We start from the raw sequence: 21898 nt of genomic DNA on the forward strand, positions 1-21898 counted from the left end.
CACCCACAGCGAGGAGAGAACCCATGTGCCTGGCGGTACCCGGCCAAGTGCTGGACATCGAGGAACGGGACGGCACCCGGATGGCCACCGTCGACTTCGGCGGCGTGGTCAAGGAGGTGTGCCTGGAGTACCTGCCCGACCTGCGGGTCGGCGAGTACGCCATCGTCCACGTCGGGTTCGCCCTCCAGCGGCTGGACGAGGAGTCGGCCCGGCAGACCCTGGAGCTGTTCGCCCAGCTCGGCACCCTCCAGGAGGAGTTCGGCGACCCGTGGGAGCGGGCGGCCGAGGCCGGCACACCCCCCGGGGCGGCCGGCGGGGACGCGCCACAGGAGGCACACCGGTGAAGTACATCGACGAGTTCCAGGACCCGGAGCTGGCCCGGCGGCTGCTCGACGACATCCACGCCACGGTGACCAGGCCGTGGGCGCTGATGGAGGTCTGCGGCGGCCAGACCCACACCATCATCAGGCACGGCATCGACCAGCTGCTCCCGGACGAGGTGGAGCTCATCCACGGGCCGGGCTGCCCCGTCTGCGTCACCCCGCTGGAGGTCATCGACAAGGCGCTGGAGATCGCCTCCCGCCCCGAGGTGATCTTCTGCTCCTTCGGCGACATGCTCCGCGTGCCCGGCACCGGCCGCGACCTGTTCCAGGTCCGCAGCGAGGGCGGCGACGTACGGGTCGTCTACTCGCCGCTCGACGCCCTCACGGTCGCCCGGCAGAATCCGGACCGCGAGGTCGTGTTCTTCGGCATCGGGTTCGAGACGACCGCGCCGCCCAACGCCATGACGGTGCGCCAGGCGCGCCGGCTGGGCATCCCCAACTTCACCCTGCTGGTGTCCCATGTGCGGGTGCCCCCGGCGATCGAGGCGATCATGCGGTCGCCGGACTGCCGGGTGCAGGCCTTTCTCGCCGCGGGGCACGTCTGCAGTGTGATGGGCACCGGGGAGTACCCGCGGCTGGCGGAGCGCTACCGGGTCCCCATCGTGGTGACCGGCTTCGAGCCGCTGGACATCCTCGAAGGCGTACGCCGGACGGTGCGCCAGCTGGAACGCGGTGAGCACACCGTCGAGAACGCCTACCGCCGCGCCGTCCAGCCGGAGGGCAACGCCGCGGCGCAGGCCATGCTGGCGGACGTCTTCGAGGTCACCGACCGCGCCTGGCGCGGCATCGGCGTGATCCCCGACAGCGGCTGGCGGCTGTCCTCGCGCTACCGGGACCTCGACGCCGAGCACCGCTTCTCGGTCAGCGGCATCCGCACGAGCGAACCGGCGCAGTGCCGCAGCGGCGAGGTCCTCCAGGGCCTGATCAAGCCGCACGAGTGCGAGGCGTTCGGCACGCTGTGCACCCCCCGCACCCCGCTCGGGGCCACCATGGTCTCCAGCGAGGGCGCCTGCGCCGCCTACTACCTCTACCGGCGGCTCGACATCCCCACGGCACCCCTGGAGGCGACCCCCGTTGTCTGAGACCATCCCGGCCGACGCCCTCCGGCTGCCCGACCCGACGGCGTGGACCTGCCCGGCCCCGCTGCGAGACCAGCGCCGGGTGGTGATGGGCCACGGCGGTGGCGGGGTGCTCTCCGCCGAACTGGTCCAGCATGTCTTCGCCCCCGCTTTCGGGGGAGAGGTGCTCGCGCAGCTCGGCGACTCCGCGGCGGTCTCGCTCGGCGGCGTCAGGCTGGCCTTCTCCACCGACTCCTACGTGGTGCGGCCGCTGTTCTTCCCCGGCGGCAGCATCGGCGACCTCGCCGTCAACGGCACCGTCAACGACCTCGCCATGAGCGGGGCCCGGGCGGCCTACCTGTCCTGCGGCTTCATCCTGGAGGAGGGCGTCGAGCTGTCGGTCGTCGGCCGGGTGGCCGAGGCGCTCGGCGCGGCCGCGCGCGCCGCCGGGGTCGAGGTGGCGACCGGGGACACCAAGGTCGTCGAAGCCGGCCACGGCGACGGGATCTTCGTCAACACCGCGGGCATCGGCCTCATCCCGGCCGGTGTCGACCTGCGCCCGCAGCGGGTCGTCCCCGGCGACGTGGTGATCGTCAGCGGGGCGATCGGCGTCCACGGTGTGGCCATCATGAGCGTCCGCGAGGGGCTGGAGTTCGGGGTGGAGGTCGTCAGCGACTGCGCGGCGCTCGGCGGCCTGGTCGAGGCCATGCTCGCCGTCACCCCGGACCTGCACGTCCTGCGGGACCCCACCCGGGGCGGACTCGCGGCGGCCCTGAACGAGATCGCCGCCGCCTCCGGCACCGGCGTCGTCATCCAGGAGCGGAGCGTCCCGGTCCCGCCCGCCGTGGCCAACGCCTGCGCCGTCCTGGGCCTGGACCCGATGTACGTCGCCAACGAGGGCAAGCTCGTGGCGTTCGTCCCGCGCGAGCACGCCGACGCCGTCCTGGACGCCATGCGCGCGCACCCCCTGGGCGCGGACTCCACGGTGATCGGCGAAGCCGTCGCGGAACACCCCGGCATGGTGGTGGCCCGTACCGGGCTCGGCGGCACCCGGGTGGTCGACATGCCGCTGGGCGAGCAACTGCCCCGCATCTGCTGACCCCCGCCGCCCCCCGGCTCCCCCGCGGGGGCCGGGGCGACCTGCGGCGGGGTGCGCCGCGCCGCCGCCGTGGGACCGGGGCGGTGCGAGCTGACACGACACCGTTCACGCGGACGGCCACGGCCGTCCGGCGGGCGCACGGGCGGCTCGACGTCTGCGTGACCGTGGCCCCGGATGACCGTGGCCCCGGGGCCCGCACGCCACACCTGGTGCTGCCCGCCGTGCCGCGACGGCCTCGGCGAGTTCCGGCAGATGTACCGAGCGCGCGGGGGAGAGGGCTTCGTGGTCCGCCCCGACGGCTGTCCGGGCCCGCGGGCCGCCCCGGTCAGCGGTCCGGACGTGACGGCCTGCCTGGACGCGCTCTTCCTGCCGTGACCCCCGGCTCGGCGGCGGCGCCCGCCGCCAGGGACCGCACCAGCGGCGACAGCCGGTGCGCCACCCGCTCCCGCAGGGCCATCTCGGTGCGGGTGCGCACCACGCCCGGCATCCGGATCAGGCGCTGGATCACGTCCTCCAGATGGCCGTTGTCCCGGGCGACCACACGGGTGAGCAGGTCGCCGCCACCGGTGATGGAGAAGGCCTCGATGATCTCGGGTACGGCGGCCAGTGCGTCGCCGACCTCGTCCAGCCGGCCCTGGGTGACCTCGATGTGCACGAACGCGAGCACGGGATGCCCCAGCGCGGCCGGTGACAGGGCGGGCGCGTGGTCCGTGATCACCCCGTCCCGCTCCAGCCGGTCCAGGCGGGCCTGCACGGTGCCGCGCGCCACCGCGAGGATACGGGCGTACTCGCGCACACTGGTGCGCGGCTGTTCCAGCAGCAGCGCCAGGATGCGCGTGTCCAGCTCGTCCACCGCCATCGGCCGCGGGCCTCCTCCTGGTCACCGTGCGTACGGTCCGACTGTACCCATGGCCCGGTGACCGCCACCGGGGAAGGACCGGCGGTGGGCCTCAGGCCCTCCTCAGCACCCGGTTCGCGCCCGCGGCCGCCGTCGTGGCCAGCAGCCAGCCGGAGCAGACCAGGACCACCGCCGCCCACCGCATGGCGCCGCGCGCGCCGAAGGCGCTCTCCTGGCCGAGGTCGACGACCGGCAGCAGCAGGTCCAGGGTGTAGATGGCCGCCTGGAACTCCGGCGGCCTGCCGTTCCCGGTGGGCGAGGGCGGCCATGCCGCGAACAGCGCGGTGCCGGTCACGAAGAGGGCGACGAGCAGCCCGACGGCGCGCAGCGGCCGGTAGCCGTACCCGACGGTGACGTCCTGGAGGAGGCTCCACAGACGGGCCGGCCAGGCCAGCGTCGCGCGCAGCCGCCGCTGCTTGGCCAGGAGTACGTCCCGGGCGTCGGCGTCCCGGCCGTGCCGCTGGTAGGTGGCGGCCAGCTGCTCGTACGGCCGGGGTGCGAAGCCCTCCGGGTCGCGGTCGAGCCAGGCCGGCCTCCGGCGGCCGGGCAGGGCGGGGGGTGGGCGCTGTCGTAGGCGAAGCCCTCCAGGACCAGCGCCCGGGGCCACCTGGCGGGATCGTCCCGCAGGACTCCCACCCGGGTATGGCTGAGGTTGACGGTGCCGGAGGGGATCTCGCGCGGCTTGAGCACCAGTTCGGCGGCCGTGGACCTGCGGGACACCAGCGCGTACTGCCCGGCCGGGACGTCGAACAGCGTGTTCTCGAAGCACAGCCGGCTGCGGACGGACGCGCTGCTGAGGGAGACCTTTCCGTGGGCGGTGAACCCGTCACAGCAGTTGAACTCGGCACCGATCTCGATGCCGTTCGCGCACAGCGCGGTGCCGCCGACGGCGTGCAGTTCTGCGCCCTCGAAGAGCACCGACCCGCCGACCCGGGCGTCACACAGATCGACCCGCCCGTACGAGCTGAAACCCCCACGGCTGTTCAGGTCGCCGCCGACATGGAGCCGGTTGGCCTTGAGCGCGGTCCCGGAGGGATGACGCAACCGGGCCTGCCGCAGTACGACACTGCCCCGCACCGAGGTGTCGGTGAGGTCGACACAGCCTCGCGCGACGGCCCGGGCCGCACGGATGTCGCCGCCCACCGTGGCGCAGACCAGTTGCAGCGCGATCTCGTCCTGCCCCTCGCCGGATCCGGTCAGAGCGCTGTCCTCCAGGTGCAGTGAGCCGCCGATCGAGGCCCCGTAGAGGTAGGTCCCGCCGTCTGCGGCAAAGCCCCGGTCGAGGTACAGGCCTCCGCCGACGGTGAGTTCGGGCGCCTGGAGGCAGGAGCGGTCGCCCCGCAGCCGCGCCCCGCGAAAGCCGAGGGTGTCCTGTATCCGGGAACTGTTGAGGTAGACCGGGCCGGTGCAGTCAAGCCCGGTGGCAAGCCCGGTGGCCCAGAAGCCCTCCTCCGCGGCGAGTGATTCCGCGTCGACGGCGGGCCGGCCCTCCGGAGCCCGTAGCGTGGACCGGTCGAGCGAGAGCCGGCTGCCGACGCTCAGGGAACGCAGGTCGAGCGTCCCCTCGGCCTCACAGCCGACGAACTCGAACTCCTGGTCGACCCGTGCCGCCACCGCGCTCAGACCCGGCAGCACGCAGCCGGTGAGTTCCAGCGACGCGAGCCGCGCCCGTCGAAGCACGGAATCGCGTCGAAACGGCAGCCCGTCAGCCGCACCGAGCCCGGGACCGACACCTCGGCCAGATCGAGTCCGCCGGTGACACACGCCCCGCGCAGCCGCAGCCGGGCCGGGTATCCCGGTTCCGCCGCCGGCGCCATGATCAGCAGTTGGCGGAGGGCCACCGCGCCGATCTCGGGTACCTCGCACCACTCGCCACGCCGGTACGCCTGCCACATCCGGTTCTCGGACCCGCTCCAGCCCGCCGGCGGGCTCTCGTGCGACACGCCGGGTTGATACCCCGCCGGATCCGAGATCACTCGCCGGGCCGGGGCAGCCCGGAGTACCCGACGCCGCCCCTCGCACGCGGGCCCTCCCCTAGAGTCGCCCGCGTGACTGATCTCCCCTACCTCGCGGCCGTCCGGGAGTCGTACGACACGGTCGCCGCCGACTACGCCGAACAGGTCAGGACCCCGGCGGAGCTGGATCCGCTGTCGCGCGCGATGCTGGCCGCGTTCGCCGAGGTGGTGCGGACGGCCGGCGCCGGGGCTGTCGCGGACCTGGGATGCGGGCCCGGCCTGGTGACGGCGTATCTGGCCGAGCTGGGGGTGTCCACGTTCGGCGTCGACCTGTCGCCCGCGATGGTCGGGCTGGCCCGCCGGGCTTTCCCGGGTCTGAGGTTCACCGTGGGGTCGATGACCGCGCTGGCAGTCGAGGACGACGAACTCGGCGGCATCCTTGCCCACTACTCCACCCACCACACGCCACCGGAGCTGTTGCCTGTCGTGTTCGGCGAGTTCCGCCGCACGCTCGCACCCGGCGGCCACCTGATGCTCGCCGGCCACGTGGGAGCCGGTGAGCGTCTGCGCCCGACGCGGGCGTACGGCGGCCATCCGGTCTCCTTCGAGTCCTACCTGCTGCCGCCGGACCGGATCGCCGGGCTGCTGGAGGAGGCCGGGCTCGTCGTCACCGCGCGACTGGTGCAGGCGCCGGGCGAAGGAGGCAGGAGGACCGCCGGTACCTTTCTTGCCCGCAAGCCCGAAAGGCCGGCCACCTGAGCCGCGGGAGCGGGACGTAAGTCGGCGTCAGACCCGTCAACCCGTGAGACCGGTCAACCCGTGAGACGGGTCAGCCCGGTCAGCCCCGTCAGACCCGGGAGGGCCCGCATGGCATACCCGCACACCCCTTTGAGCGAGTGGGCTCCCGCGTCCCTCGGTGAGGTCGCCGCCCGCTTCTCCCGTCTGGAGACTCCCTGGTGGGTGGCCGGCGGTCTGGCGATCGAACTCGCGGTGGGCCACCGCGTCCGGGACCACGCCGACATCGACGTCATGGTCCTGCGGCGCGACCGGCTCGCGGTGCAGCGGGCACTGCCGGACTGGCTGTGGTGGGCCGCCGATCCGCCCGGCAGTCTGCGGCCGTGGTCGCCGGGCGAGGAACTCCCCGCCAGGGTGCACGACATCTGGTGCCAGCCGGGGCCGGGTGAACCCTGGCGGATCCAGATCATGCTCGACGAGTCCGACGGCGAGGAATGGGTGTCGCGGCGTGATCGTCGCGTTCGCCGGCCGCTCGACGCGCTGGGACAGGTTTCCTCCGGCGGCATCCCCTATCTGTCGCCGGAAGTGCAGCTCTTCTACAAGGCCAAGGCGCCTCGCCCGAAGGACGAGGAGGACCTCACCGCGGCGCGGCCCGCGCTCACCGGCCACCAGCGGCGCTGGCTGGCCCAGGCCATCGCCCAGGCGTACGGACCGCACCCCTGGATCGACCGCCTCCAGGGACGGGATGACGGCGCGACGGCAGCGGAGTCCGCGACCTGACGCAGGTCAGGATCGCCGGTTCGCCGGTGGCCGCCCTCCGGGTCTCCGGACACGGCGGAAGCGCCGGCAAGGTCGTCGTCGACATCGACGTCACCGCCTTCGTGGACGCCGAACTCGACCGGCGGCACCCGGAGCGGGTGCGGCTGCCCGAAGCCGCACACCACGAACGGGCCGACGACGAGCCCTGGTTGCCGCCGTGCGGAGAGCGCTTCGCCCGTCGTCCTCGATCAGGGGGGAACCACGGGGGAACACCGGGGATGGCAAAGGTCACAGCCGCTGCCTCTGCTGTCGCTTTGGCGCCCTGCCCTAGCATCCAGGCATGACGGTCCTACCCGATGACGGGCTTTCGCTGGCTGCAGAGTTCCCGGACGCGACCCATGACCAGTGGCGCGGTCTGGTCGAAGGCGTGCTGCGCAAGTCGGGTAAGGATTTCGCCGGCCCGGCGGCCGAGGAGGCGTTGTCCACCGCTCTTGGTGACGGCATCGTCGCGCGGCCCCTCTACACCGCGCGGGACACCGCCCCCGACACCGGATACCCGGGTTTCGCACCGTACGTACGCGGCGGTACGCCCGCGGGCGGCGCGGTGAACGGATGGGATGTACGGCAGCGCCACGACCGGCCGGAGCCGGCCCGGGCCAACGAGGCGGTTCTGGCGGATCTGGAGAACGGGGTCACCTCGCTGTGGCTGACCGTCGGCGGATCCGGGCTGCCGGTGTCCGGCCTGGGGCAGGCGCTGGAGGGGGTGCTTCTCGATCTGGCGCCCGTGGTGCTGGACGCGGGAGCCGAGTCCGGCGAGGCCGCCCGCGCGCTGCTGCGGCTGTACGAGGAGCGGGGCGTGCCCCGCGAGGCGGCGCGCGGCGGCCTCGGCATGGACCCGCTGGGGCACGCCGCCCGCACCGGCGGCGCGGTGGAGGCCATGAGCGAGGCCGCGGAGCTCGCCGAGCTGTGCCGCCGGCACTACCCGGGGCTGCGGGCGCTGACGGTGGACGCGCTGCCCTACCACGAGGCGGGGGCCTCGGCAGCCCAGGAGCTGGGCTGTTCGCTGGCCACCGCGGTCGCGTATCTGCGGCTGCTGACCGGTGCCGGGCTGCCGGTCGGGGCGGCTCTGCGGCAGCTGGAGTTCCGCTATGCGGCCGGTGCCGACCAGTTCCTGACCATCGCCAAGCTGCGGGCGGCGCGGCGTCTGTGGTCCCGGGTCGCCGAGGTGTGCGGGGCGGGGCCGGGGGAGGCGGGGGCCGCGCAGTTGCAGCACGCGGTGACCTCGCGGGTGATGATGACCCGGCGCGACCCGTATGTGAACATGCTGCGCACCACCATCGCCTGCCTGGGCGCCGGAGTGGGCGGAGCCGACGCGGTGACCGTGCTGCCCTTCGACAGCGCGCTGGGACTGCCGGACGCCTTCGCCCGGCGGATCGCCCGCAACACCTCGACCATCCTGCTGGAGGAGTCGCATCTGGGACGGGTCATCGACCCCGCCGGAGGCTCCTGGTACGTGGAGCGGCTGACCGACGAACTCGCCCATGCCGCCTGGGCGTTCTTCCAGGAGCTGGAGCAGGCCGGCGGCCAGCGGGCCGCGCTGGACTCCGGGCTGGTCGGCGAACGGATCGCCGCCACCTGGCAGGCCCGCGGCAAGGACCTCGCCCGCCGACGCGAACCCATCACCGGCGTCAGCGAGTTCCCGCATCTGCCGGAGAAGCCCGTGCGGCGCGACCCCGTCCCGGCCCCCGTCCCGGCCCCCGTCCCGGCCCCCGTCCCGGCCCCCGCTGCCGGGCGGCGCGGCGGCCTTCCCGAGGTGCGGCGCGACGAGGCGTACGAGGCTCTGCGCGTCCGCTCGGACGCGCACCTGGCCGCCACCGGGGCCCGGCCCCGGGTCTTCCTGGCCGCGCTGGGCCCGGCATCGGCGCACACCGCCCGGGCCGGCTTCGCCTCGAACCTGTTCCAGGCCGGAGGTGTCGAGCCGGTCCACGACCCGGTGTCGGTCGACGCGGCCACCGCGGCCGAGGCGTTCGTACGCAGCGGGGCAGCCGTCGCGTGCCTGTGTTCCAGCGACGAGCGGTACGCGGAGCAGGCGGACGACGTCGCCCGCGCCCTGCGATCGGCGGGTGCGCGGTGGATCTTTCTGGCAGGACGGCCCGGGGAGTACACCGGGGTCGACGAGTACGTGTTCGCGGGCTGTGACGCCGTGGCCGTCCTGTCCTCCGTTCTCGACCGTATCGGAGTGGTGGCGTGACACAGATTCCCGACTTCTCGCGGGTGGACCTCGGCCCGGGTACCCCGGCCGAGGCCACCGAGGAGCAGTGGCGCGGCGCCGTCAAGGAGTCCACCGGCAGCAGCGACGCCGACCTGCTCTGGGAGACCCCCGAGGGCATCACCGTCAAACCCCTGTACACCGGCCGTGATGTGGAGGGCCTCGACTTCCTGGCCACCTATCCCGGTATCGCCCCGTATCTCCGCGGTCCCTATCCGACGATGTACGTCAACCAGCCGTGGACGATCCGTCAGTACGCCGGTTTCTCCACCGCGGAGGAGTCCAACGCCTTCTACCGGCGCAATCTCGCCGCCGGCCAGAAGGGCCTGTCGGTCGCCTTCGACCTGCCCACCCACCGCGGGTACGACAGCGACCACCCGCGGGTCACCGGTGACGTCGGCATGGCGGGCGTCGCCATCGACTCGATCTACGACATGCGGCAGCTCTTCGACGGCATCCCACTGGACAGGATGACCGTCTCGATGACGATGAACGGCGCCGTGCTGCCCGTGCTGGCGCTGTACATCGTGGCGGCGGAGGAGCAGGGGGTGCCGGCCGAGAAGCTGACCGGGACCATCCAGAACGACATCCTCAAGGAGTTCATGGTCCGCAACACCTACATCTATCCGCCGAAGCCGTCGATGAGGATCATCTCGGACATCTTCGCGTACACGTCGCAGCGGATGCCGCGCTACAACTCCATCTCCATCTCCGGCTATCACATCCAGGAGGCGGGGGCCACCGCCGACCTGGAGCTGGCCTACACCCTGGCCGACGGTGTGGAGTACCTGCGGGCCGGGCGCGACGCCGGGCTCGACGTGGACGCGTTCGCACCCCGGCTGTCGTTCTTCTGGGCGATCGGCATGAACTTCTTCATGGAGATCGCGAAGCTGCGGGCGGCCCGGCTGCTGTGGGCCAGGCTGGTCAAGCAGTTCGATCCGAAGAACGCCAAGTCGCTGTCCCTGCGCACCCATTCACAGACCTCGGGCTGGTCGCTCACCGCGCAGGACGTCTTCAACAACGTCACGCGCACCTGCGTGGAGGCGATGGCGGCGACCCAGGGCCACACCCAGTCGCTGCACACCAACGCCCTCGACGAGGCGCTGGCGCTGCCCACCGACTTCTCCGCCCGCATCGCCCGCAACACCCAGCTGTTGCTTCAGCAGGAGTCGGGAACCACCCGGGTCATCGACCCGTGGGGCGGCAGCGCGTACGTCGAGAAACTCACCTACGACCTCGCGCGCCGCGCCTGGCAGCACATCCAGGAGGTCGAGGCGGCCGGCGGCATGGCGCAGGCCATCGACGCCGGAATCCCCAAGCTGAGGGTGGAGGAGGCGGCGGCCCGTACCCAGGCCCGGATCGACTCCGGGCGGCAGCCGGTGATCGGTGTCAACAAGTACCGGGTGGAGTCCGACGAGAAGATCGACGTACTCAAGGTCGACAACTCCTCGGTGCGGGCCCAGCAGATCGCCAAGCTGCGCCGGCTGCGTGCGGAGCGGGACGAGAGCGCCTGCCAGGACGCGCTGCGGGCGCTGACCGCCGCGGCGGGGGGCAGCGGCAATCTCCTGGCGCTGGCGGTGGACGCCGCCCGGGCCAAGGCCACGGTCGGGGAGATCTCCGACGCACTGGAGAAGGTGTACGGACGGCACGCGGGCCAGATCCGTACGATCTCCGGTGTGTACCGCAACGAGGCAGGCCAGTCTCCTTCCGTCGAGCGCACCCGCGCCCTGGTCGGGGAGTTCGAGGAGGCGGAGGGGCGCCGTCCGCGCATCCTGGTCGCCAAGATGGGTCAGGACGGGCACGACCGGGGCCAGAAGGTGATCGCCACCGCGTTCGCCGACCTCGGCTTCGACGTGGACGTCGGTCCCCTGTTCCAGACTCCGGCCGAGGTGGCCCGGCAGGCCGTCGAGGCCGATGTGCACATCGTCGGGGTGTCGTCGCTGGCCGCCGGGCACCTGACCCTCGTACCGGCGCTGCGCGAGCAGCTTGCCGCCGAGGGCCGGGAGGACATCATGATCGTCGTCGGCGGGGTGATCCCGCCGCAGGACATCCCGGAGCTGCGGGAAGCGGGCGCGACCGCCGTCTTCCCGCCGGGCACGGTCATTCCGGACGCGGCGCACGACCTCGTGGAGCGGCTCGCCGCCGCCCTCGGCCACCGGCTGCAGGCCGGCACCGACTGACATGCCGATCGATCTCGACGCCTATACGAAGGGTGTACTCGACGGGAAGCGGGCGTACATCGCCCGCGCGATCACCCTGGTGGAGTCCACCCGGGCCGACCACCGCGCCCTGGCCCAACGGCTGCTGACCGAGCTGCTGCCGCACGCGGGCGGGGCGCGGCGGATCGGCATCAGCGGTGTGCCCGGGGTCGGCAAGTCCACCTTCATCGACGCCTTCGGCACCCGGCTGACCGGGCTCGGTCACCGGGTGGCGGTGCTGGCCGTCGACCCGTCCTCCACCCGCACCGGCGGTTCCATCCTGGGTGACAAGACCCGTATGGAGCGGCTGTCGGTGGATCCGGCCGCCTTCGTACGGCCCTCGCCGAGCGCCGGCACGCTGGGCGGGGTGGCCAGGGCGACCCGCGAGTCGATGGTCGTGATGGAGGCGGCCGGATACGACGTGGTGCTGGTGGAGACCGTGGGTGTCGGGCAGTCGGAGACCGCCGTGGCGAACATGGTCGACTCCTTCCTGCTGCTCACCCTGGCCCGCACCGGCGACCAGCTCCAGGGCATCAAGAAGGGCGTCCTGGAACTGGCCGACGTCATCGCCGTCAACAAGGCCGACGGGCCGCATGAGCGTGACGCCCGCAGCGCGGCCCGCGAACTGGCCGGGGCCCTGCGGCTGATGCATCCCGCCGACGCCGCCTGGACCCCTCCCGTTCTCAGCTGCAGCGCCCGTGAGTCCACCGGCCTGGACGTCGTCCTGGACCGCCTCGAACAGCACCGCGCCCTCCTGGCGGCAGCCGGCCGGCTCGACGCCAAGCGCCGCGACCAGCAGGTCGACTGGGCCTGGGCCATGGTCCGGGACGAACTTCTCGGCCGGCTCCGCGCCCACCCCGGCGTACGGGCCCTGACTCCCGACCTGGAGCAGCAGGTCCGCGACGGCCGGCTGACGGCCACCCTGGCGGCCGAGCGCATTCTCGGCGCCTTCCACGGCGAAGGGGCCTGACCTCGCGCGTGGCGGCGCGGAGCCGCTACGCGCTCCGGGAGCGGCTGCGGGCGATCGCGAAGGCCGCGGCGCCCAGCCCGAGCAACCCGACGACAAGGCCGGCGATCCCGATACCGCGGGCGGTGGAGTCGTCGGCGGAGGCCGTGGCCGCGGTGGACGCGGGCGAGGCCGCCGGCGCCTTGGGGGAGGCGGCGTCGGAGCCGGTGGTCAGGGTGAGCACCGGAGCCGGGTTCTCCGGTTCCTCACCGCCCTGCTGCGGGGTCTCGATCCAGCGGGCGACCTTGCCGTCGGAGTAGGTCTGGAGGGTTTTGAACGTCAGCTCGCCCGTGTCCTCCGGGAGTTGGCCGAAGGCGACGGTGAAGTCCTGGTACTGGCCGGGCTCGATGGTGCCCTTGGTCCAGGTGACCTCGGAGACGGCCTCGGTGATGGTGCCGTCGTCGGTCTTGACCGGGGTGGTGAGCTTGGTCGTCCTGGTGGTGGCGGTCCAGCCGGGCACGGGGTTGACCAGGACGCCGAGGACGGGATGGTCGGTGGGGAAGAGCACCTGGACCTTTGTGGTGCCCACCCCGTCCTCCTCGTTGGGGACGCGGAAGGCGAGGGTTCCGTCGGTTTCCCCCCTGGCGTAGCTGCCGGGGTGAACGGTGACGTGGGCGAAGGCGGAACCGGCGGTCAGCAGGACCGTGGCCGCGGAGAGGGCGGTGACGGCGGCGGTCCTGCGCAGGCCGCGCTCGATGGTGGTGCCGGCGGACGACATGGGGGCATCTCCGTACGGGAACGGGAACGGGGTGTGGGGGTGGGGTGACGCGGGCCGGGTTCGTGACGTCGGAGCCGTGTCCCGGCGGCCCGCGCCGGGACACGGCATGACGCAGCTCAGGTCGCCGCGCCGCGCACACCGGACGCGGCGGCGTCGTGACCGGAGCCGGCCCTCCGCCGGCGGGGCCGGGGGCGCCCGCCATCGGCGTCCTGCGCGGCGCGGCCTGGGCGGTGAGCAGTGCGCCGGCCGGCCGGTGCGCAGCGGCGGACAGCGTCACGCACATCGCGGCGAACACCGTCGCGCGCAGCACGCGTGCCGCCCGGGGAGCGTTCACCGGCCCGGTCCTTCCATGTCGTTCGGCCCGTCACATGCGCTGTCGGTTGTTCAGGCGTACGTGCGCAGGCCGCGCCGGTGGGCGATCTCGCCCAGGACGACGTCCACGGCGAGGAACGCCGCCAGCGGGATGCCGAGCAGCGGCACGTACCAGCCGAGGACGGCGATCACGGCGGCGCCGGGCACCAGGACGTACGGCGGGACGCGGCTCCAGGCGCCGCGCGGGACCGGGCGGCCGAAGGCGGAACCGCGGCCGCGCTGCCACCACATGCGGTAGCCCCACAGGATCAGGAGGACCAGCGCCAGAGCGAGGACGGCCAGCACGATCTGGTTGGCGAGGCCGAACAGGATGCCGGTGTGGGCGTCGATGCCCCAGCGGGTCAGTTTGGCCAGGACCGGGTAGTCGGCGAACCGCAGTGTGTCGGTGACCTCGCCGGTGGCCGGGTCGATGGCGACGGCGTCCTGTTTCTCCGGCCAGCTGCGCTGGATCTGCCTGACGACGTACGCGGAGGTGGCATCGGCGGGCGGCACGATCTCCACGGGGTTCGACAGGCCCTGGGCGCGGGCGGTCCTCAGGACCGCGTCGAGGCCGACCCCACCGGCGGCCGTGTCACCGGAGTCGCCGGTGCCGTGCTCCTCATGGGCGCCCGCGGCCGTCGCGGTGACCGACGGGGTGGCCTGGCTGAGCGCGTCGCGCAGATCGCTGATGCTGGTCCCGGCGTACGTGGACCAGGTCAGACCGGTCGCGGAGAGGAAGAACAGCCCGGCCGCCGCCCAGACGCCGACCGTGCCGTGCAGGGTGAGGGAGCGGCGGCGCCCAGTGGTGCCGCGCAGCTTGCGCTGCGCACGGCGGCGGCCGAACCACAGCACCAGGCCGCCGCCACTGATCACCCACAGCCAGCTGGCGGCCAGTTCGCTGTAGAGACGGCCGGTCTCGCCGAGGTGCAGATTGGCGTGCAGTTCGTCGATCCAGGTCCGCAACGGCAGTGCCCCGGTGGAGCCGTACTGCTCAAGGGCGCCGCGGACCTTGCCGGTGTACGGGTCGACGAAGACGGCCAGCGTGTGGCCCTCGGCCACGCCCTTGACGCCGGTCAGCAGGACGCGGGTGGTCGCCCCGGCCTCCGGCGAGGGGCGCACCGCGCTGATCACTCCCTCGGGGTGGGACGTGCGGGCGGCGGCGACCTGCTCGGATATCGGCAACTGGGTCGTGCCGACGGGGACGCGCAACTCATGGGCGTACAGCAGCTTTTCGGCCTGGAACGAGCCGGCGTACAGCAGCCCGGTCACGGCGGCGACCAGGAGGAAGGGGGCGATGAGTACGCCCGCGTAGAAGTGCAGGCGCAGCACCAGCGGCCGCAGAGCCCGCCCAACGGACAACCGGGCGGGCGCCGTTGCCGGGACGGGGCCCGGGACGGGGCCCGGGGCGGGGTCCTCGGCTTCGGGCGACGACGGGGCGAGGGCGGTCGGCTCTACGGACATGGCTGGTGCTCCCGCGTGGTTCTGGAGACGTAGGGCGGCACGGCGGAGGAAGCCGTGACACCCCAGCAGTCGGCCCGGGGCGGGGGCGAGTTCCGGAAGCGGGATGTGACGTGGGACACCTGGCAGGGCGCGCCCATATCACCGACGGCCGGGCGACGCGACGTGGTCGGCCCTCTCTACCGTCTTCCGGGGGGCGACTGGCACGATGGCCGCCATGACCTCCGGGCCCGGTTTCCGTCTCGCGCGCTCCGCGATCTTCGCGGCGGTGTGCGTGGCGACAACCGCGCTGGGGCACGCCCTCATGTCCGGCGACCCCCTGTCGGCCTGGGCCGTGGTGTTCGCGTTCGCGGGGGTCACCTCGGGTGCCTGGTGGCTGACCGGCCGGGAGCGCGGCGCGCTCGCGGTGACCGGGGCCACCGTCACCGCCCAGTTCGTCCTGCACTCGCTGTTCACTCTCTCCCACCTGGTGTCCGTGCCGAGCGCGGCCGGCACCGGAATGGCGGGCATGCAGGGCATGCAGGGCATGCAGGCGACGCAGGGGACGTCCGCGACGGGTGCCGGTCACATGGCGACCACCATGGCGACCACCATGGCGACCACCATGGGCGCCATGCCCGCGGCGCCCGCGGCCGAGATGGGTTCCACCGGCCGCGCGTGGACCCTCGGTATGTTCCTGGCCCACCTCGCGGCCGCTCTGGTCTGCGCGCTGTGGATGTGGCGGGGCGAGGCCGCGGTCCACCGGCTCGGCCGGGCGCTCGCGGCCCTCGTCTCCACGCCTCTGCGTCTGGCACGTCTGGTCGCGCGACTGCTCGCCCCCGCCGGGCTCCCGGCTCGGCTGCGCCCCCGGCCGTCCTCGGCGACGGTACGGCGGCTTCGCCGGTCGGCACTGCGGCACGTCGTCATTCGCAGGGGTCCGCCGGCGCGACCGGCTTGCTGCTGACAGGCGTCCGTCCTCGCCTTCCGGGCTGACGGGCGCACCACCGGCATACCCGTACGCGGTACGCCGGGCCCTCATGCCCTGCGGTTCTCCCACCGTGCCCGGCCCGTCGTGCGCCCACGCGGCGTCGAGGGCGCCGCCGGCTGCCCGGGAGACCGCCTGCCGGCGGCGCCGGGACCCGAACGGTCCGGACCGCCCAGCGAGCGAAGGACCCAACGCGATGAATTCCGGCCTGAAACCGAACAGCCCCCGCCCGCCCGTACCGCGCGACGATGCCCAGGTGACCGCCTGGGCGCTGGCCGCGGGCCGCGGCGACACCGATGCCGTCGAGCACTTCGTGCACGCCACCCGCGGTGACGTCCGGCGGTTCGTGGCACATCTGACCAGGGATGCGGCCGCCGCCGACGACCTCACCCAGGAGACCTATCTGCGCGCCCTGATCAGCCTGCCGCGCTTCGCCGGCCGCTCCTGCGCCCGGACCTGGCTGCTGTCGATCGCCCGCCGGGTGGTCGTGGACCGCTACCGGTACGACTCCGCCCGGCCGCGCCTTTCCGGCTCCGCCGACTGGCAGTCGGCGGCCGAACGGGCCCAGGACAGTGCGGCGGCGCCCGGCTTCGACGAGGGCGTCGCACTTCTCGACCTGTTGTCCTTCCTGGACGACCGGCGCCGTGAGGCGTTCGTGCTGACCCAGATGCTCGGCCTCCCGTACGCCGACGCGGCCGCCGTGACCGGCTGCCCCATCGGCACCGTCCGCTCCCGGGTGGCCCGCGCCCGCGAGGACATGGGAGTGATGCTCCGGGCCGCCGAGCACGAGACCGGGTACGGGACCGAGCCGCCGCCGGACGACGTCCTGTACGAAGCCGGTACAGCCGCCGTGCGGGTCCGCCGGGGTCCGGAGGGCGCGCGCGGGCGGGCGACGGCCCCTGGCCGCGCCTCCGTCGTCGTCACGGGTGCGGGCGCGGGCGCTTCGCGCCGGCCGCTCAGGGGCACCGCCGAGTCAGAGCCGAGCGGCCGCCGTCCCTCCGATCGCCGACCCCCCTCGAAGGGATGCTGATGGCGAGCGACCTCAACGGTCTCGAACCGGTGGCCGGCGGCCGCGCCACCGGCTGACCGCCCCCCGCCTGGTCCTGACGGCGGCCGCGGCCCTGACCGTTACCCGGGAGCCGGCGCGCGCGGCTCTGCGGGGTGGTCCGTTGGCCTGCCCGGTGGCGGCGATCGGCCGACCAGGCTGGGCCAACGGCCCAGTAGCGGAGCCTTCGCTTGAGCCACTGGGGTGCTTGATGCTCTGATACGGGCATCGATGGCGCTGCGGACTCCGCGGCGCCATCTTCGTGTCAGGGCGTCGAAGGGGTGGGAAGCAGTGCTGAAGAGGGTGTTCACAGCCCCGGATCCGGGGCGGCTGCGTTCGCGTGCGGCCGCGCGGTCCGTGCTCGGCGTCGGTGCGGCCGTGCTGGTGTGCGGCCTCACGGGCCACGCTCTCACCGCGGTCGTCAGTGGCGGGCTCGCCGCGTTGCTCGCCCTCTTCACGGTCGCCGACCCCACGGTGCGCGGTCAGGCCGTCACCACGGCGCTGCTGCCCGCGGTGGGCTTTCCGGTGCTCGCCGTGGCGGCCGGGCTGCACGGCAGTTCCCTGCCGCGGGACATGGTGTTCGTCGGGGTGGCCGGTGCCGGGGTGTACGCGCGCCGCTGGGGGCCGCGGGGCCATGCCCTGGGGGTCTTCGCGTTCATGACCTTCTTCATGGCGCAGTTCCTCCACACGGTGCCTGGACAACTGCCCGAGGTGTGCTCCGCCGTCCTGCTCGGCCTCCTTGCCGCTTCGGCGGTCCGCTTCGGCGTCTGGTGCTTCGAGCGGCGGCGGCCGGCGCCTGCCGTGCCCTCTCTGGCCGCGGGTTCCGGCCTTGGGCGGACGACCACCCGCCAGGCGGTGCAGATGGCGGTGGCCGGCACGTTCGCCCTGGCCGTCGGCCAGTTCCTCTCGCAGGAGCGCTGGTACTGGGCCGTCGGCGCCGCTTGGTGGATCTTCGTCAACACCGCCTCGCGCGGCGAGACGCTCGTACGGGGCTTCCGCCGGCTCCTCGGCACGGTCGGCGGCATCGTCGCGGGTCTGCTCGTCGCGGTCCCGGTGCACGGCGCGGTGGCCCCCACGGCCGCCCTCGTGGCGGTGTGCGTCTTCGTGATCTTCTACGCCGCCCCGGTCTCGTACAGCTGGATGACCTTCGCCGTGACGCTGCTGGTCTCCCTTCTGTACGGGCTGCTGGGAATCCTCCAGCCGAGCCTGCTCGCGCTGCGCCTTGCCGAGACCGGTGTGGGCGCGCTGGCCGCCGCGCTCGCCGTGGCGGTCGTGCTGCCCGTCACGACACACGCCGCGACCAACGCCTGGATCGAGCGTGCCCTGCACGGCGTACACGGCTGCGCCGCCGCCGCCGAGCGCCGGCTGGCCGGCGACCCGGTGGCCGACCCGGCGCCGCTCGCCTCGGAGCTGGAGATGGTGCTCGGCCGGGCGCGGCTCTCGGTGGCTCCGCTCCTTCACCCCCTGAACCCGCTGCGGGTCCGCAAGGCCCGCGCCCGCCGGGTGATGGCCCTGCTGGAGGACTGCGTCCGTGAGGTGCGCGGGCTCGTGTCCGTCGCGGCTGATCCGCAGGCGTCGCACGACGCCCGGCTGGTCTCCGCCTGCCGGCGCGTGGAAGCCGCGGTGCGGGCGCTCACCACGCCGGACGGCCGGGAGCGCGGGGAAGAAGAGGTGCGGCCCGCCTCGCCGCACCCCGACCCGGCCCTGGCGCATCTGCACGGTCTGGAACGAGCCCTGGGGGCGATGGCCGAGCCGCTCCGGGGCCCGGCCCGGGCGCGGCTCGCTCACGCCTGACGATTCGTCCGGAGGCCGCCGTCGGCGTGCTCAGCGCGGCGTGCACCGCCTGGGACGCTGAAGCCCAGAAACGGCCGTGGAACGCGGCCCTGACGCCCCCGGGTCCACCCCCGGGCCTTTCTGGCCACCCGCCCGCGTGATCCGGCCACCGGGGGGACTACTCTCAGCCGCCGTACGGACAACAGGCGGAAGAGGTACGGCAGTGGCCGGGCACGCATACATCGGGTCGTTCACATCGGCAGGCGGGCGGGGACTCACCGTGGCCGCCGTCGACCCCGGCACCGGGGCGCTCACCGAGCTGCACTCCACGGACGCGGTGGCCGACCCGTCCTTCCTCACGCTGTCGCCGGACGGCGGACTGCTCTACGCGGTCAGCGAGCACCCCCGGGACGGCGCCGCCGCGGCCTTCTCACTGGCCGACCCGGCCGCGCCCGGGCAGCTCGGCAAGACGGTGCCGGTCGGCGGTGGCGCGCCCACCCACCTGAGCGTGCACCGGGGGCATCTGCTCACCGCCAACTACGGGACCGGCACGGTCAGTGTGCTGCCGCTGGGCGAGGACGGCGGCATCGGTGAGCCCGCCCGTGTCATGGAGCACGAGGGCGACGGCCCGCACCCGGAGCGGCAGACCGGGCCGCACGCCCACGCCGTGCTCCCCGACCCGTCCGGCCGGTGGGTGCTGACCGTGGACCTCGGCACGGACTCGGTACGGGTCTGCGAGCTGGACCCGGACACCGGTGAGCTGGAGATCGAGCGCGAACTGGGCCTGCGCTCCGGGTCCGGCCCCCGCCATCTGACGTTCCACCCCCGGGGCGACCGCGCCTATGTCGTCAACGAGCTGGAGCCGGTGGTCACGGTCTGCCACTGGGACCCCGGGGCCGGGCGGCTGCGCCCGGTGGCCGAGGTGCCGGTGCTGCCTGCCGGCTTCGCGGGTCCCAACTACCCCTCGGAGCTGGTGATCTCACCCGACGGCCGCCGTGCCTGGGTGGCCAACCGGGGCCACAACAGCATCGCCGTACTGTCGGTGGACGAGTCCGGGGACCGGCTCGAACTGCTGGGGACCGTCGGCTGCGGCGGCGACTGGCCGCGCCATCTCGCCCTGGGGCCCTGCGGGAAGCGGCTGTACGTCGCCAACGAGCGCTCCGGCGACGTGACCTGGTTCGACGTGGACCCGCGGACCGGCACGCCGGTACAGGCCGGGTCGGTCCCGGTTCCGGCGGCGTCCTGCGTACTGTTCGGCTGACCGCCGCATACGGCCGGCGGGCCCCCGGCAGCGGGGGCCCGCCGTACCGTTCAGTGGGCGGAGGCGCCCTGTGAGGGCTGCTGGGCGATGCCGAGCGACGTCGTGTACTTGGCGACCACCAGCTTGCCGATCGCCGGGTAGGGGCCGAGCGCGTCGGCGCCCTGGCAGTCGGCCTCCTTGGAGGCGTCGTGGAGCAGCTCGGGGGCGATCTCCGGGCCGATCAGGCAGGGCGCCAGGGCCAGCCGGGACGAGCCGGAGCCGCGCAGCTGGTCGGCGGCCCGCGCGATGGAGCCCTCGACGTCCAGGGCGGCGGCCAGCACCGGCACCGCGAGCCGGGCGGCGAGCAGCAGCCCCGTCACGCCGGCGGCCTGGACCGCCTCCTCGCCGCCGACAGTGGCCAGGATGATGCCGTCCGCGGCGGTGGCGACGGTGAACAGCCGGGCCCGGTCGGCGCGGGCGAGGCCGGCCTCGGAGAGCCGCACGTGCAGCGCCTCGGCGAGCAGCGGGTGCGGGCCGAGGACGTCGGTCACCTCGGCGGCGGAGCGGCTGTCCATGACGGCCTGGCGGATGCGGCGCATCACCGAGGCCTCGGGGCCGGCGAGCAGGGGCACGACAACGGCGGCGGGGCCGTCCTGCCGGCGCTCGGCAGCGGTTCTGGCCAGCACGGATTCCAACGTCGGGTATTCGGCGTCCTCGCCGTCACCGTCGACAAAACCTATACGCGGATCAAGTCCGGAAAGCTCGGAACGGGCGATGCTGATGACTTCCTCCGCCAGACTCCGGGTCGCGGAGGACGGGGTGCCGGGCACGGCGAGGACAAGCGCCGGAGCGCCCTCGGGCGTGGTCAGCGGTTCCGGTCGCCGGTGCCGCCCGGGCTGGCGGGGGCGCGGCATACGAACGGGCAGGCCGGATGCGGGGCCTTCGGCAGTGCTCATGGCGAGGCATGCTAGTGCCTCGGGCGGCTCTCGTGTTCGGGAGGGTCCTACGCAGGGGTTAACTGTCCGGTTCCGTCCCGATACGGTGCCGGTCAGACGGAACCGGTATGGTTCCGACCGGTTTTCGGCACCGTACCGGGACGGTGACGGCTCATCCGAGGCCGCGGGAGTCCTGCTTGAGAGCGGTGTCGACGGTGAGCGCGGAGGCGACCACCATGCTCAGCAGCGGGTCGGGGAGCTGCCGGTGGATCTGCAGCACGTAGTTGTCCGCCGTGGTGAACATGGTCTTGGCCAGGCCCTCCCACGTCTTGGTGATCCGGGCGACCTCGGTCTCGGTGTGGTCGACGATCGAGAAGTTCCAGGCCCGCCAGTTCTCGGCCTTGATGGCGCCGATCTTCTGACCGTTGACCAGGAAGGAGAAGTTGATCTTCCCGATGGCGTTCTGCTGGACGATCTCACCGAGCGTCAGGCCGTCCGGGCGCTGCACGATGACCTTGGACTTGATGAACTTCGCCGGCCGGGTGAGCAGCAACTGCGGCTGGCCGTACGCGTCCCGGACCTCCAGCCGCACCGGCAGGTACTGGTCGATGCTGGACACGAAGCGCAGCACCTTGCGGGCGGTGGACTGGCCGACCTGGATCACCGAGCCGAGCTGACGACCGCCCTGGTCGAAGACGCTGTACTCGTTGTTGAGCTCGATCAGCTTGGCCTTCTGGTTCACCACCAGCACCGGCTCGCTGAACAGGCCGCCGCCGCCCGGGCCGGTGGGGGCCACGCCGGCCTGCTGCCGCACCTGGCGCTGGACCTTGGCCGGGTCGTGGCCGCCGTCCACGCCGAGCTCCCACGGGTTGTCCTTCTGGTGCGGGGGCTGCTGGGGCTGCTGGCCGTACGGCTGCTGCGGGGGCACCTGGGGCTGCTGCTGGCCGGAGTGCGTGTGCTCCGTCCACTGGGAGCCGTCCCAGTAGCGCAGCAGGTTCGGAGTGCCGTGCGGGTCCGTGTACCAGCCCGCCGGGGTGTTCGAATGCGTCGTCAC

Annotated in this window: 19 protein-coding genes and 1 pseudogene; 12 read left to right on the forward strand and 8 right to left on the reverse strand. The window is 73.4% G+C overall.

The window, feature by feature from the left end; genetic code table 11:
* The first annotated feature begins 23 nt into the window (after nucleotides 1–23).
* From RWE79_RS34830 to hypE, 3 genes are read left to right on the forward strand one after another with little or no spacing between them, the layout of a single operon-like run.
* Entirely contained in the window at nucleotides 24–344 is a 321-nt protein-coding gene (locus tag RWE79_RS34830; RefSeq protein WP_475944071.1) for a HypC/HybG/HupF family hydrogenase formation chaperone, read from the forward strand.
* Entirely contained in the window at nucleotides 341–1465 is a 1125-nt protein-coding gene (hypD, locus tag RWE79_RS34835; protein WP_475944072.1) for a hydrogenase formation protein HypD, read from the forward strand. The genes RWE79_RS34830 and hypD overlap by 4 nt, the downstream gene beginning before the upstream one ends.
* Complete coding sequence (gene hypE / locus RWE79_RS34840; RefSeq protein WP_475944073.1) at nucleotides 1458–2540, forward strand: hydrogenase expression/formation protein HypE; 1083 nt, start codon at nucleotides 1458–1460, stop codon at nucleotides 2538–2540. Before hypD ends, hypE begins: the two co-directional genes overlap by 8 nt.
* A 325-nt stretch (nucleotides 2541–2865) precedes the next feature.
* Here hypE and RWE79_RS34845 read toward each other — a convergent pair whose 3' ends face one another.
* The 4 genes from RWE79_RS34845 to RWE79_RS34860 all read right to left on the reverse strand — a co-directional run bounded on the left by RWE79_RS34845 (nucleotide 2866) and on the right by RWE79_RS34860 (nucleotide 5381).
* Nucleotides 2866–3399 (reverse strand): Lrp/AsnC family transcriptional regulator, encoded by a 534-nt coding sequence (locus RWE79_RS34845; RefSeq protein WP_475944074.1) that lies wholly within the window; start codon nucleotides 3397–3399, stop codon nucleotides 2866–2868.
* Between the two features lie 91 nt (nucleotides 3400–3490).
* The gene (locus RWE79_RS34850) at nucleotides 3491–3733 is read right to left on the reverse strand and encodes a hypothetical protein (RefSeq protein WP_475944075.1); all 243 of its coding nucleotides are present in this window, start codon (nucleotides 3731–3733) and stop codon (nucleotides 3491–3493) included.
* Complete coding sequence (locus tag RWE79_RS34855; RefSeq protein WP_475944076.1) at nucleotides 3730–5118, reverse strand: hypothetical protein; 1389 nt, start codon at nucleotides 5116–5118, stop codon at nucleotides 3730–3732. The genes RWE79_RS34850 and RWE79_RS34855 overlap by 4 nt, the downstream gene beginning before the upstream one ends.
* Nucleotides 5058–5381 carry a hypothetical protein gene (locus RWE79_RS34860; RefSeq protein WP_475944077.1) on the reverse strand — a complete coding sequence of 108 codons (324 nt, stop codon included), beginning with the start codon at nucleotides 5379–5381 and terminating at the stop codon, nucleotides 5058–5060. Before RWE79_RS34860 ends, RWE79_RS34855 begins: the two co-directional genes overlap by 61 nt.
* A gap of 105 nt (nucleotides 5382–5486) precedes the next feature.
* Between RWE79_RS34860 and RWE79_RS34865 the strand changes: the two genes are divergently transcribed.
* The 5 genes from RWE79_RS34865 to meaB all read left to right on the forward strand — a co-directional run bounded on the left by RWE79_RS34865 (nucleotide 5487) and on the right by meaB (nucleotide 12324).
* Complete coding sequence (locus RWE79_RS34865) at nucleotides 5487–6152, forward strand: class I SAM-dependent methyltransferase (RefSeq protein WP_475944078.1); 666 nt, start codon at nucleotides 5487–5489, stop codon at nucleotides 6150–6152.
* A 108-nt stretch (nucleotides 6153–6260) separates the two neighbouring features.
* Nucleotides 6261–6908, forward strand: a complete 648-nt coding sequence (locus RWE79_RS34870; RefSeq protein ID WP_475944079.1) for a nucleotidyltransferase domain-containing protein — start codon at nucleotides 6261–6263, stop codon at nucleotides 6906–6908.
* A gap of 319 nt (nucleotides 6909–7227) precedes the next feature.
* Nucleotides 7228–9138: a methylmalonyl-CoA mutase family protein gene (locus tag RWE79_RS34875; RefSeq protein WP_475944080.1), complete on the forward strand. Its 1911-nt coding sequence runs from the start codon at nucleotides 7228–7230 to the stop codon at nucleotides 9136–9138.
* The gene (gene scpA, locus RWE79_RS34880) at nucleotides 9135–11336 is read left to right on the forward strand and encodes a methylmalonyl-CoA mutase (RefSeq protein ID WP_475944081.1); all 2202 of its coding nucleotides are present in this window, start codon (nucleotides 9135–9137) and stop codon (nucleotides 11334–11336) included. The genes RWE79_RS34875 and scpA overlap by 4 nt, the downstream gene beginning before the upstream one ends.
* A 1-nt stretch (nucleotide 11337) precedes the next feature.
* Nucleotides 11338–12324 (forward strand): methylmalonyl Co-A mutase-associated GTPase MeaB, encoded by a 987-nt coding sequence (gene meaB, locus RWE79_RS34885; protein ID WP_475944082.1) that lies wholly within the window; start codon nucleotides 11338–11340, stop codon nucleotides 12322–12324.
* Between the two features lie 25 nt (nucleotides 12325–12349).
* On the opposite strand, the gene RWE79_RS34890 is transcribed toward meaB, so the two are convergent.
* Both RWE79_RS34890 and RWE79_RS34895 read right to left on the reverse strand, forming a co-directional pair.
* Nucleotides 12350–13078 (reverse strand): YcnI family copper-binding membrane protein, encoded by a 729-nt coding sequence (locus RWE79_RS34890; protein WP_475944083.1) that lies wholly within the window; start codon nucleotides 13076–13078, stop codon nucleotides 12350–12352.
* A gap of 384 nt (nucleotides 13079–13462) precedes the next feature.
* On the reverse strand, nucleotides 13463–14890 hold the full coding sequence (locus RWE79_RS34895; RefSeq protein ID WP_475944084.1) for a PepSY-associated TM helix domain-containing protein: 1428 nt from the start codon (nucleotides 14888–14890) through the stop codon (nucleotides 13463–13465).
* A gap of 214 nt (nucleotides 14891–15104) precedes the next feature.
* Here RWE79_RS34895 and RWE79_RS34900 point away from each other — a divergent pair, with 214 nt between their 5' ends.
* The 4 genes and pseudogenes from RWE79_RS34900 to RWE79_RS34915 all read left to right on the forward strand — a co-directional run bounded on the left by RWE79_RS34900 (nucleotide 15105) and on the right by RWE79_RS34915 (nucleotide 19930).
* Entirely contained in the window at nucleotides 15105–15830 is a 726-nt protein-coding gene (locus RWE79_RS34900) for a hypothetical protein (protein ID WP_475944085.1), read from the forward strand.
* A gap of 217 nt (nucleotides 15831–16047) precedes the next feature.
* Nucleotides 16048–16635 (forward strand): annotated as a pseudogene (locus RWE79_RS34905) (sigma-70 family RNA polymerase sigma factor); the annotation flags it as partial.
* 552 nt (nucleotides 16636–17187) lie between these two features.
* Nucleotides 17188–18690 (forward strand): FUSC family protein, encoded by a 1503-nt coding sequence (locus RWE79_RS34910; RefSeq protein ID WP_475944086.1) that lies wholly within the window; start codon nucleotides 17188–17190, stop codon nucleotides 18688–18690.
* A gap of 202 nt (nucleotides 18691–18892) precedes the next feature.
* On the forward strand, nucleotides 18893–19930 hold the full coding sequence (locus RWE79_RS34915) for a lactonase family protein (protein WP_475944087.1): 1038 nt from the start codon (nucleotides 18893–18895) through the stop codon (nucleotides 19928–19930).
* 50 nt (nucleotides 19931–19980) lie between these two features.
* Here RWE79_RS34915 and RWE79_RS34920 read toward each other — a convergent pair whose 3' ends face one another.
* Nucleotides 19981–20865 (reverse strand): sirohydrochlorin chelatase, encoded by an 885-nt coding sequence (locus RWE79_RS34920; protein ID WP_475944088.1) that lies wholly within the window; start codon nucleotides 20863–20865, stop codon nucleotides 19981–19983.
* Between the two features lie 151 nt (nucleotides 20866–21016).
* Nucleotides 21017–21898, reverse strand: coding sequence for an LURP-one-related family protein (locus RWE79_RS34925; RefSeq protein ID WP_475944089.1), 882 nt, complete (start codon nucleotides 21896–21898; stop codon nucleotides 21017–21019).

The organism is Streptomyces sp. RLA131 (assembly GCF_056270125.1).